Source organism: Roseburia sp. AM16-25 (genome assembly GCF_003473825.1).
Taxonomy (GTDB): Bacteria; Bacillota; Clostridia; order Lachnospirales; family Lachnospiraceae; genus Pararoseburia; species Pararoseburia lenta.
Map to the genome: position 1 here is coordinate 16,958 of NZ_QUCW01000009.1, position 11,855 is coordinate 28,812.

General features: G+C 45.7%; 10 protein-coding genes. 9 read left to right on the forward strand and 1 reads right to left on the reverse strand.

The genetic code is table 11. From position 1 onward, the window contains the following. The first annotated feature begins 270 nt into the window (after positions 1-270). From DW183_RS12300 to DW183_RS12310, 3 genes are all read left to right on the forward strand, one after another. Complete coding sequence (locus tag DW183_RS12300; protein WP_118282698.1) at positions 271-1,632, forward strand: NCS2 family permease; 1,362 nt, start codon at positions 271-273, stop codon at positions 1,630-1,632. 141 nt (positions 1,633-1,773) lie between these two features. After that, positions 1,774-3,048 (forward strand): hypothetical protein, encoded by a 1,275-nt coding sequence (locus DW183_RS12305; RefSeq protein WP_118282701.1) that lies wholly within the window; start codon positions 1,774-1,776, stop codon positions 3,046-3,048. Then, a complete protein-coding gene (locus tag DW183_RS12310; RefSeq protein WP_118282703.1) occupies positions 3,041-3,703 on the forward strand; it encodes a DUF6320 domain-containing protein in 663 nt (220 codons plus the stop codon). Before DW183_RS12305 ends, DW183_RS12310 begins: the two co-directional genes overlap by 8 nt. Positions 3,704-3,787: 84 nt before the next feature. Here DW183_RS12310 and DW183_RS12315 read toward each other — a convergent pair whose 3' ends face one another. Continuing rightward, a complete protein-coding gene (locus tag DW183_RS12315) occupies positions 3,788-5,020 on the reverse strand; it encodes a 6-phosphofructokinase (protein ID WP_118282706.1) in 1,233 nt (410 codons plus the stop codon). 153 nt (positions 5,021-5,173) lie between these two features. On the opposite strand from DW183_RS12315, the gene DW183_RS12320 reads away from it, so the two are divergent. From DW183_RS12320 to DW183_RS12345, 6 genes are all read left to right on the forward strand, one after another. Continuing rightward, positions 5,174-5,377, forward strand: a complete 204-nt coding sequence (locus tag DW183_RS12320; RefSeq protein WP_118282709.1) for a hypothetical protein — start codon at positions 5,174-5,176, stop codon at positions 5,375-5,377. Between the two features lie 72 nt (positions 5,378-5,449). Further along, the gene (locus tag DW183_RS12325) at positions 5,450-6,994 is read left to right on the forward strand and encodes a hypothetical protein (protein ID WP_118282712.1); all 1,545 of its coding nucleotides are present in this window, start codon (positions 5,450-5,452) and stop codon (positions 6,992-6,994) included. A gap of 17 nt (positions 6,995-7,011) precedes the next feature. Continuing rightward, positions 7,012-9,450 (forward strand): ATP-dependent Clp protease ATP-binding subunit, encoded by a 2,439-nt coding sequence (locus DW183_RS12330; RefSeq protein ID WP_207662839.1) that lies wholly within the window; start codon positions 7,012-7,014, stop codon positions 9,448-9,450. Positions 9,451-9,571: 121 nt separating this feature from the next. Continuing rightward, positions 9,572-9,985 (forward strand): endosialidase, encoded by a 414-nt coding sequence (locus tag DW183_RS12335; protein WP_118282715.1) that lies wholly within the window; start codon positions 9,572-9,574, stop codon positions 9,983-9,985. Between the two features lie 126 nt (positions 9,986-10,111). Next, positions 10,112-11,467, forward strand: a complete 1,356-nt coding sequence (gene radA, locus DW183_RS12340) for a DNA repair protein RadA (protein WP_118282717.1) — start codon at positions 10,112-10,114, stop codon at positions 11,465-11,467. Between the two features lie 113 nt (positions 11,468-11,580). Then, positions 11,581-11,775, forward strand: a complete 195-nt coding sequence (locus DW183_RS12345; protein WP_118282720.1) for a hypothetical protein — start codon at positions 11,581-11,583, stop codon at positions 11,773-11,775. The last annotated feature ends 80 nt before the right edge of the window (positions 11,776-11,855 follow it).

Here is an 11,855-nt window from a genome sequence, read left to right on the forward strand (position 1 = left end):
ACATACACGCTCATAAGTATAGCATGGTGGCGACTTTGTGACAAGGTACTCATAAGGCAAGATTATAAAAATTAAAGCAGAGTTATATATTTATAAGAAAGACTGATAAAAAACATAAGGATAAATAATGGGACATATTTTTATCCCCTTGTCACTTTATCTTGAAAAAGGGCGGTTTTTCAAGTATAATCATCTGGTTGAACAAGGGCAGAACGCATCCTTACCTGCCCACGATAACGCGTGCAAGACACGTAGTAATAGGAGGAAAACATGTTAGAAAAAATGTTCAAACTCAAAGAGAACAACACTGATGTGAAGACAGAAGTCATCGGTGGTCTTACCACATTCATGACAATGGCTTACATCTTGGCAGTCAATCCTTCAATCCTTTCTGCATCCGGCATGGACGCAAACGCGATTGTTATGGCAACTGCACTCGCAGCATTTATCGGAACCCTTTGCATGGCACTTTTAGCAAATTATCCATTTGCACTTGCTCCGGGACTTGGACTGAATGCTTACTTTGCATACACCGTATGCGGAACCATGGGATATGATTGGAAGATCGCTCTTATGGCAGTATTTGCAGAAGGTATCATCTTTATCGTACTTTCTCTTACCAATGTGCGTGAGGCTATCTTTAATGCCATCCCAATGCAGTTGAAAAAGGGCGTATCTGTTGGTATTGGACTTTTCGTTGCATTCATCGGTTTACAGAACGGACACATTGTTGTAAACAGTGACTCTACGCTGGTTACCGTTGTAAACTTCACAGAGAATTTCCACACCGTAGGTATCGCAGCATTGCTCTGTGTGATCGGTCTGATCATCATTGCTGTTTTACATATCAAGAATGTTAAGGGATCTTTCCTTATTGGTATCTTCGCTACATGGATCCTTGGTATCATCTGTCAGTTGACAGGGATCTATACCGTTGATGTTGATGCAGGATTCTATTCTTTGATCCCTACCCAGTGGGTAAGTTTCGACTTCAGTTCTTTGGGAGAGACCTTTGGTCAGTGCTTCCGGGCAGATATGGGCAGAGTCAATGCTTTAGACTTCGTTGTTATCATCTTTGCATTCCTGTTCGTAGATATGTTTGATACGATCGGAACCCTGATCGGTGTTGCCAACAAGGCAGATATGTTGGATGAGAACGGAAAGTTAGAGAGAATCAAGCCAGCACTTTTGGCAGACGCTATCGCAACTTCTGCAGGTGCTATCCTTGGTACATCTACAACAACTACTTTCGTAGAGAGTTCTTCAGGTGTATCTGAAGGCGCAAGAACAGGTCTTGCATCTGTAGTTACAGGTTTCTTATTCTTACTGGCAATCATCTTTGCTCCGGTATTTACAACCATTCCTGGATTTGCAACTGCACCGGCTTTGATCTTTGTAGGATTTTTGATGGTATCTGCTGTTGTTGATATCGACTTTAATGATCCGGCAGAATCCATTCCGGCATACCTTTGCATGATCGCAATGCCACTTCTTTACAGCATTTCAGAAGGTATCGCAGTAGGTGTTATCTCTTACGTTGTTATCAACATCGTTGTTGGTAAGGCTAAGAAGATCCATCCACTTATGTATATCCTGGCAGTACTCTTTGTACTCAAGTATATCTTCTTATAAGATTGGTATAGAGGTAAATCAATAGGCCCATCCTTACAAATGTAGGGGTGAGCCTTTTTTTCATTCTTTCTTATGCAAAAATATAGGTTGACTAATCCTTGCATATGACCCACAATAGATAAAAGAAGAAAAGGGGTATTTATGGCAAAAGATTATATTCGATGGGACAAATTAGATAACACAGCAAATCTCTTTCCGGTCATAGCGGGAGAGAGCATGACAAATACATACCGTATTTCCTGTGTGCTGAAAGAAGAGGTCGATGAAGGGCTCTTGCAGGAGGCACTGGATATGGTACTTCCAAAGATGCCGGGCTTTAACCTGCGTCTGCGCAGTGGCATTTTTTGGTATTATTTTGAAGAAAATGGAAAGAAGGCACCGCGGGTACATGAGGAGCATACCTATCCCTGCCGCCTGATCCATCAGTCCAAGAACAACAGTTATATGTTCCGTGTGACTTATTATAAGAATCGTATCAACTTAGAGGTCTTTCATGTACTGACGGATGGCATGGGAGGCATCAATTTTTTACGGGAACTGACCTATCAGTATCTGCGTCTGGCACATCCCAAGTTGCGCGAGACCCAGGGAGATCAGCTCAGTGCAGATACGTCTTTGAACCGTGAGGATTCTTTCCTGAAAAACTATAAGAAAAAGTCTAAGAGCGTTTACCAGTCCAAGAGGGCATTTCTGATCAAGGGAGAGAAACTGGCATACGATGGTTTTGGTGTGATCCATGGCTATCTGCCGATCCCGCAACTGAAAAAAGTATGTCATGCTTATGGTGTCAGCATCAACGAGTATCTGGTGGCAACTTTTATCTGGGCGGCATATCAGGAAAATTATCGCCATATTACAGAGGACAGACCAATTCGTGTGGCGGTTCCGGTCAATCTGCGTCCGTATTTTGATTCTATTACGACCAAGAATTTCTTTGTCATGGTGTCTGCAGAATTTGCACCGCAAAAAAACGAATATACCTTTGCGGAGATTCTTACCATTACAAAAGACAGTCTGCGTGCACAGATCAACAAGGAGCATCTGGAAAAGATCTTTTCCTACAATGTATCCAATGAGCTGATGGTCGTAGCGCGTGCCGTGCCGCTCTTTTTGAAAAATCTGGCTATGCGCCTGGTCTATACCCAGTCGGCGCTTGCCAACACGACGACGGTGACCAATATCGGCAATATCAAGGTAGAAAAGGTATATGAACCTTATATCCAGACCGTTCATTCTTTTTTATCTTTTTCAAAGGGGCAGAGTCTCAAGGCGACTATCACATCCTATCAGGACACCCTGGTCTATACCTATACCTCGGCATGGCAGGATACGGCGATCCAGCGCAGAGTTTTCCGTCAGATCGCGCAGGATGGGATAGATGTAAAGATTGAGACAAATGGAGTATATTATGAGTAAGTGTAAATATTGTGGAGTAGAGATTTTAGATGATGCCGTCAAGTGCCCGCTTTGCAGTGGGGTGTTGGATGGGAAAAAGGAAGAAGGACATACTTACCCGGATGTAGTATCGGGGGTGCGCAAGACGACCGTTTTATATCGGATCTTTAGTTTTGCCTTTATTGTGATCGCAAGTGTCTGCATCGCCTTAAATGTCTGGCTGACACCGACACTGCGTTGGGGAGAAATCGTGACTTGTTCCCTGGCGTACCTCTTGTGGCTGGGCTACATTATCTTAAAGGATAATGCAGGCTATCGTATCCGCATTCTTTCCGGTGTTGCGGGTGCCGTGCTTTTGATCATTCTGATCGATACCTTTTTGGGATTTTCCGGCTGGTCGGTCAGTTACGTGCTGCCGGCGGCGATCATTTTGCTGGATCTGGCATTGGCGATCCTTATGCTGATCAACCGTAGGAATTGGCAGAGTTATCTGATCCTACAGGTGGCGATGGTATTGGTCGGTATCGTACCGCTGGTTCTGATCCGTATCGGTATCGTGACCCAGCCGCTGGTTTCGGATATTGCCTTTTTGGTTACGGTTTTCATGTTTTTGGGATCAATGATCCTGGGCGGACGTACTGCCAGAATAGAGATGAAACGCAGGTTTCATATATAGTAAAAAATCACCCCATAGAAGTGCTGTGAGATAAGGCACTCTATGGGGTATTTATTTAGGAATGTGCTTAAGGCACATTCTTTTTTATAAAGAAGGATACAGATGCGGCAGCGGCAGATAGACCGGCATGCCATTTTCGTAGGTCAGGCTTGGCTGACCGACAATGATAGGGCGGAGATATTCTGCCATTTTTTCTGTCACATTGTTGCCGGAGGCGTTAATGAAATCACGCGGTACGGATCTGACTTCGTTGGCGATGAGAGAAATATCCGCAATATCGTAGGATACCCTATAAGGCTGGTTGGATTCGCGGCGGATAATGCTCATATAACCGCTGACTCCTTTTAAGGCATGGGCTACGGCGGTGCGTCCTAATTCCTTGGACTCCTCGATGTCCGTCAGGGAAGAAAGATGAGCGGCACATCTTTGCGGCAGATTTAACTCGATCGAGCGCACTTTGATGCCCAAGCGGTGTGCGATCAAAGTCTCTAAGGTCTTACCGGCACCGCTTAACTGGCTGTGTCCGAAAGAGTCAAGCGTCTTGGTGGAGGCGCTGATATATTTTCCGTCTTTGTCGCGGATGCCTTCGGATATGGCGATCAGGACATTTGGTTTCTTTTGCATGATCTCTTTGACATCTTCTAAAAATCTCTCGGTATCAAAGGCTGTTTCCGGCAGATAGATCAGGTCCGGCCCCAAACCATAATCGGTTCTGGCTAGGGTAGCGGCACCTGTGAGCCAGCCGGCATCACGCCCCATGATCTCGACGATCGTTACACTTGGCAGAGGATAGATCGAAGTGTCGTAAGCAATCTCCTGCAAGGTGGTTGCGATATATTTAGCGGCAGAGCCAAAACCCGGCGTATGATCGGTCAGACACAGATCGTTATCAATGGTCTTTGGCACGCCCATAATGGTGACGGATTTTTCATGAAGTTTTGCGTAAGTGGAAAGCTGCAGTACGGTGTCCATGGAATCATTGCCACCAATATAAAAGAAACCGGTGATATGATTTGCCTCAAAAAAAGCAAAGATCTTTTCGTAGAGTTCGATATCGTCTGCCATCTTTGGCAGTTTATAACGGCAGGAACCAAGGTACATGGCAGGCGTCGTAGCAAGTGCCTGTAAAAAAGTCTCGTCTTCTAATTTATCGTCAAAGCAGATGATATCATTGTTTAAGATGCCAAGAATGCCATGCAGGGATCCGTAAATATGATCGTAAGAGCCACTGGTATGTGCTTTTTCGATCACGCCGGAAAGGCTGGCGTTGATAGCTACGGTCGGACCGCCGGATTGTGCGACAATGCAGTTTTTCATAAGTAATAATCCTCCGTTTTTTGATTATTTCATATCAATTATTTGATTACCGCTTGTAATCATAACGAAAATAAAAAAGGAAAACAAGATGAGACATTAATGGTACATAACATATGGTAGGATGATCCCATCAAATGAAGGGAGACGAAAAAGATGGAATCAAAGAAAAAGGGATTAGACAGGGAAATGATCGTGGTGTGTGGCTTGGTGGCGCTTTTGGTATCGATCAGCATTATTTTTTCAGTTGCTTTATGGATGGATCTGGATCTGTTAAAATGCAACAGCACGATTTTAGTGGCAGTCTTTTCTGTATTGACTGGTGGAATTTGGGGCATACTCTTATGCAGAAATTGTTGACGTAAGTCTTATAGTTTTCTATAATTTCATATGTAGAATACTCATTTGAGAAGACTTGTTGAGGTGAACATAATGAATAGAAAACATAAGAATTTCATAGGTATGCTTGTGGGCGTGCTTGCCCTTTTATCGACCTTGTCTTTTCCGTGTTTTGCGGAGGGGACAACGACGATCCATATGAGTGCGGACAGTCTTTCTGTCGGTGATACCTTATCGGTTACGGTTACAGCGTCAGAGTCCGGCAGCATCAGTCTGCGCTACAATGCAGATGTTTTGCAGTTCGCCGGAAGTTCTGCTTCCTATACGACGGATGGCAACACGATCACGTTTGAGGGGACGAGTGCAACTTTGCAATTTACGGCAGCCTCTCAGGGACAGTCCTCTTTGATCGTATCATCCCCGACCATCACCGGAAGTTCTGCTTCCGTACAGGTTGCCGGAGGCACTGGGGATATGAATACACAGCAGACCCAGGATACACAGGATACTGCGACACAGGCGGCAGACGGACAGTTTGTCATTGATGGCGTTGCCTATGTGGTTTCCGAGCGTTACCCGGAGAGCGCGATTCCGGCAGGCTTCAGCCGTACCAGAGTGACTATTGATGGCTATGCCTATCGGGAATTATCCAATGGATCGATCACCCTTCTTTATCTAAAGAGAGCAGATAACACGGCAGGGGATGGTGTCTTTTATCAGTATGACGAAGCCATGAATAAGGTGACACCTTTTACCATGCTTGGTACAGCAGAACAGTATGTGGTTCTGGCAACGCCGGATAGTCTTTTGCGTGATTCTTTTACAGAGACAACACTGACCGTTGGAGATCAGACCTTATCTGTTTACAAAGAGGGGGATGACAGCGATTTCTATTTTGTATATGGTACCAATCAGGACGGCGTGACCGGATGGTTCCAGTATGATAATACGGATGGCAGCCTCCAGAGAGTGAATGAAGACCTGTTATCACAGGATACGACGGCAGAGGAGCCGGTGACGACTGCTGCCGGCAGTGATGAATATTTTGGAAAATGGCAGAAGCAGCGCTATCTGGTAGCGATCCTTTTGTTCGTTATCGTTGTACTTGCGGTTGTGATCATCAATCTTTTGTTATCCCGCAGGCGCAGGGAGGAAGAAGAGGATTGGATGGATGAGGATGAGCCGAACGATCCGGATCTGGCAGGCGCAGAAGATGAAGCGATAGAAGAAGATCTTATGGATGATCCTGCAGAGGATGAGGATGCGGATCAGGGCGCGGAAAAGACATCGATCTTTGTCAAACTGCGCAGAAATCTGCGTGAGGAAGAAGAGGACGAGTTCGACGATCTGGAGGATGATCTTTTTGAAGATGATCTGACAGATATGGAGGCAGAAGAAACTCAGCCTGAGATCGAGACGACAGAGGAAGCGCCGGAGGTCAAACGCGAAACGGCTGGCAAGGCGGCTTCGGAAGATGCTTTACAGGCGCAGCCAAACAAGAATAGACAGACGGCACCGCAGGAGCCGATCTACAGTGACATCAAGGGAACCGAGGCTTTCCAAAGCAAGGAAAATACCCGCTATAAGGGGGCTGACCTTGATGCACAGTTGGATATTCTTGATTTAAATGACTTATAATATGGAGGCTTTATAATATGATGGAGTTGACGGAACAGGCGCAGGCAGCCTTGGCGGATGCCAAACGCTTAGCCAAACGTCTGGGAGATAATTATATAGGGACTGAGCATCTGCTGGTCGCATTGGTCAGACAGGAAGACAGTCTGGCTGCCAAGGTTTTACAGGGTCTTGGCGTATCAGAAAAGAATTTGATCGACCTGATCGAAGAACTGATCTCGCCGGAAGGCGGTATCGCTGTTGCAGAATGGGACGGCAATACACCAAAGTTAGATCAGATGCTGGCACAGGCAGAACAGGAAGCCATTGCATGTGGTATGGATGAGATCGGTACAGAGCATCTTTTGCTTGCCATGGTGCGTATGCAGGATACAGCGGGCGCACGCATCTTGGCATCCATGTCCGTAGATACACAGAAATTATTCGCAGAGTTGATCTCTGCTATGGGAAGAGAAGGCATTACATATAGAGAAAATAATGCCAATAAGAGAAGAAAACGCGGTGCCGGCGAGACATCTACCTTGGATCAATATGCCAGAGATCTGACAGATATGGCACGGCAGGGCAAGTTGGATCCGGTTGTCGGCAGAGAGGGTGAGATCCAGCGTGTGATCCAGATTTTGAGCCGCAGGGGCAAGAACAACCCATGCCTGATCGGGGAACCGGGTGTTGGAAAGACTGCGATCGTGGAAGGCTTGGCACAGAGGATCCAGTTAGGCATGGTGCCGGATTCTGTGGCAGATAAACGCGTGATGACACTGGATCTGTCCGGTATGGTGGCAGGTTCTAAGTATCGTGGCGAGTTTGAGGAACGTATCAAACGCGTGATCGCCGAAGTGATGCAGGCAGGAAATATCATATTATTCATAGATGAGATGCATACGATCATCGGTGCAGGTGGTGCAGAAGGTGCGATCGACGCTTCCAATATCTTAAAGCCGGCAATGGCAAGAGGCGAGATCCAGATCATCGGTGCGACTACGATCGCAGAATACCGCAAATATGTAGAAAAAGATGCCGCCCTAGAACGCCGATTCCAGCCGGTCACGGTGGAAGAACCGACTGAAGAAGAGACAGAGGCTATCTTGCAAGGCATCAAGGAACGCTATGAAAAGCACCATGGCATTACGATTTCGGACGAAGCGGTCCATGCTGCGGTGACAATGTCGCAGCGTTATATCGCAGATCGTTTCCTGCCGGATAAGGCGATTGATCTGGTGGATGAAGCGGCTGCCAGATTACGTCTGATGGAAGTGAAAGCACCGGATCAGATGCTGACCTTGGAAGAAGAGTGCAAGGAGGCGGCTCGCGGTGTAGAAGAATGCCTGATGGCAGGGGATGTGCAAGGAGCATCTGATTGCCGCAAACAGCAGGCGGCTCTGGAAAAGAAAATAAAGTCTTTGCGAAAGAGATACGAACACAGAAAAGACAAACAGCAGTTAGTTCTGACAGAGGATGATGTTGCACAGGTGGTTTCTATCTGGACCAAGATCCCGGTATCCAGATTAAATGAAAAAGAAGCTGTTCGCCTGCGCAATTTGGAAAAGACCCTGCATAAGAGAGTGGTAGGACAGGAAGATGCGGTCAGTGCTGTAGCGCGTGCGGTCAGACGAGGACGTGTAGGTCTCAAGGAGCCAAACCGCCCGATCGGTTCCTTCCTGTTCTTAGGACCGACAGGTGTTGGGAAGACAGAGATTTCCAAGGCTTTGGCAGAGGCTGTCTTTGGAGACGAAAAAGCAATGATCCGCGTTGATATGACGGAGTATATGGAAAAGCACAGCGTATCCAAGATGATCGGTTCACCGCCAGGATATGTAGGACACGAAGAAGGCGGACAGTTGAGTGAAAAAGTGCGCCGTAATCCGTATTCGGTCGTTCTTTTTGATGAGATTGAAAAAGCACATCAGGATGTATTTAACATTTTACTTCAAGTCTTGGATGACGGACATATTACGGATTCTCAGGGACGCAAGGTTAGTTTCAAAAATACGATCATCATTATGACCTCCAATGCCGGAGCGCAGGCAATCGTTGAGCCGAAGAAACTGGGCTTTGCATCGGTCGAAGATGAGAAGAATAGTTATGAATTTATGAAAAACGGCGTTATGGAAGAGGTAAAACGCATCTTTAAACCGGAGTTCTTAAATCGAATTGACGAGACGATCGTATTCCGTTCCCTGAATAAGGAGGATATGAAGGAGATCGTGACGATCATGACCCGTTCTTTGATCGAGCGCTGCAAGACGCAGTTGGATATCGATCTGACCATCCGGGATGCGGTCAAGAAGCATCTGGTAGAGGTTTCCTATGATCCGAAATACGGAGCAAGACCATTGCGCCGGCGCATCCAGACAGATCTGGAAGATCCTTTGGCAGAACTTATTCTTTCCGGGGATGTAAAGAAGGGCAGTAAGGTCGTTGTCACGATGAGAAAAGGCAAGATCGTCTTTACTTCATAATTCTAAAATTTTTATGAATATCCTTGGATTTACTAGATATTTTATATCTTGTATTATATAATGTTCATACATTGTAAGACAGAGAAAAGGCATTGCCTTAAAGAAGCAGGAGGAGAAGAAAATGGCTGTAGTTAGCGAATTAATTCGTTGTGAGTCAGATGGTACTATTAGTTTTGGAGATTACAGTTTGGAGACCAAGTCCAAACTGGACAATGTGAGTCATCAGGGAGACTTATACAAGGTAAAGACTTTCAAGGAGATCACCAAACTGGAGCGAAATGGTATGTTTGTATATGAATCCGTTCCGGGGACTTCCGTAGAGCATTTTCAGGCTACCGAAGATGGCGTGACATTTACGGTAGAGGGACCGGAAGACGCGCAGATCACTTTGGAACTTGAACCGGAAACCGAATATGATGTCAAGGTTGCCGGGGCTGATGCCGGTACAATGAAGACGAATTTAGGCGGTAAGTTGAATTTGAGCGTGGAATTGGATGCCGAAAGTGCGATCTCTGTAGATGTAAAAAAGTGCTAAAAGCATACAAGATATAATAAAAAGGAGATCCCCGTCATAGATTGACGAGGATCTTTCTTATGTAATAGAAAATTCACTCCGATTACATGAATACTTAATATATAGAAGAAACCGTGAGGAAATCGAATGGCAAAGGGAAAGAATAACGTATTTTTCTGTCAGGAATGTGGTTATGAATCGTCCAAATGGGTCGGACAATGCCCGGCGTGCAAGGCATGGAACACCATGGTAGAAGAAATCGTTGATAAAAAATCCAGTGTGACACATAGACAGATCACAGAAGTACAGGTGGCAAAATTAAATGATGTCCAGTCGTCATTGGAAAAGAGGATGGATACTCATATCGAAGAGTTGAACCGTGTACTGGGCGGTGGCATTGTGCCGGGCTCTTTAGTATTGGTAGGCGGAGATCCGGGCATTGGTAAGTCGACACTCTTATTGCAGACCTGTAAGAGTCTGTCAGACCAGAAAATCGCGGTCTTGTATATTTCGGGAGAGGAATCACTGCAACAGATTAAGATGCGTGCAGACCGGATCGGTATCTTTTCTGATGAAATGACACTTTTGTGCGAGACCAATCTGGATCTGATACAGGGCGTGATCGAAGAGCGCAAGCCACAGGTGGTTGTCATCGACTCCATCCAGACCATGTTCCGTGAAAATGTCAATTCGGCACCGGGGAGTGTTTCGCAGGTACGAGAAGCCACCAGCGTGCTGATGCGCCTAGCGAAAGAACAGGGGATCGCTATCTTTGTCGTGGGACATGTGACAAAAGAGGGGACGGTGGCAGGCCCGCGTGTACTGGAGCATATGGTAGATACGGTTCTTTATTTTGAAGGGGATCGCTATGCCAGTTATCGTATCCTGCGTGCTGTTAAAAACCGATTTGGTTCTACGAACGAGATCGGTGTCTTTGAAATGTGCCAGTCAGGATTGCGGGAAGTTCCCAATCCGTCAGAATATATGTTGGATGGCAAACCCAAGAATGCCAGTGGTTCGATCGTTGTATGTACCATGGAAGGTACAAGACCTTTGCTGGTGGAGATACAGGCGCTGGTATGCCACAGTGCGTTTGGTATGCCAAGACGAACGGCGGCGGGCGTGGATTACAACCGCGTCAACCTTTTGATGGCAGTATTGGAAAAAAACGTGGGAGTCAGACTGGCAGACCAGGATGCTTATATCAATATTGCAGGAGGCATGAAGGTCAGTGAACCGGCAACGGATCTTGGACTGGTCCTGGCGATCATATCAAGTTTTCGCAATCGTCCGATCGCAGAAGATATGATCTGTTTTGGCGAAGTAGGCTTGAGTGGCGAAGTGAGATCTGTAAATATGGTAGAACAAAGAATAGCAGAAGCGCACAAACTGGGATTTAAGCAATGTATCCTGCCTAAAGTGTGTATGAAAAATATACAAAAGCCGGATGGAATGTTACTAAAAGGGGTTGAGAATGTGCGCGAGGCATTGGAAATCCTGTAAAAAATGAGTTTGTGCAAATTGTCAGATAAAATAGCACAATTACTGCAATCGTGCCACTTTAACAATATTCGACATTTCTATTGACTTCTATAGGAGTGAAGTGGTACTATAACATGGCTGGCGGGGAGAGCGGTCAGGAAGATGAGATTCTACCACAGCATGACAACTTTTTAAAAGAAGGATTTAAAAGATTAATTAAAAAGTTGTTGACAGACTTCTGGTCATGTGATATGATAATGAAGTTGTTCGGGTCGCAAGCGGCTCGAAAGAAAAATGAAAAAGTTGTTGACAAACTTCTTGATACATGATAATATATTGGAGCTGCTGTTAACAACACAACCTTGATAACTGAACAGTGAAACAACCTTGAAAGATTCTAAGAGAATAA

Excerpts from the sequence above, each read along its gene's own strand:
- DW183_RS12300 (WP_118282698.1), top strand. The coding sequence starts at position 271 with ATGTTAGAAAAAATGTTCAAACTCAAAGAGAACAACACTGATGTGAAG.
- DW183_RS12305 (WP_118282701.1), top strand. The coding sequence starts at position 1,774 with ATGGCAAAAGATTATATTCGATGGGACAAATTAGATAACACAGCAAAT.
- DW183_RS12310 (WP_118282703.1), top strand. The coding sequence starts at position 3,041 with ATGAGTAAGTGTAAATATTGTGGAGTAGAGATTTTAGATGATGCCGTC.
- DW183_RS12315 (WP_118282706.1), bottom strand. The coding sequence starts at position 5,020 with ATGAAAAACTGCATTGTCGCACAATCCGGCGGTCCGACCGTAGCTATC.
- DW183_RS12320 (WP_118282709.1), top strand. The coding sequence starts at position 5,174 with ATGGAATCAAAGAAAAAGGGATTAGACAGGGAAATGATCGTGGTGTGT.
- DW183_RS12325 (WP_118282712.1), top strand. The coding sequence starts at position 5,450 with ATGAATAGAAAACATAAGAATTTCATAGGTATGCTTGTGGGCGTGCTT.
- DW183_RS12330 (WP_207662839.1), top strand. The coding sequence starts at position 7,012 with ATGATGGAGTTGACGGAACAGGCGCAGGCAGCCTTGGCGGATGCCAAA.
- DW183_RS12335 (WP_118282715.1), top strand. The coding sequence starts at position 9,572 with ATGGCTGTAGTTAGCGAATTAATTCGTTGTGAGTCAGATGGTACTATT.
- radA (WP_118282717.1), top strand. The coding sequence starts at position 10,112 with ATGGCAAAGGGAAAGAATAACGTATTTTTCTGTCAGGAATGTGGTTAT.
- DW183_RS12345 (WP_118282720.1), top strand. The coding sequence starts at position 11,581 with ATGGCTGGCGGGGAGAGCGGTCAGGAAGATGAGATTCTACCACAGCAT.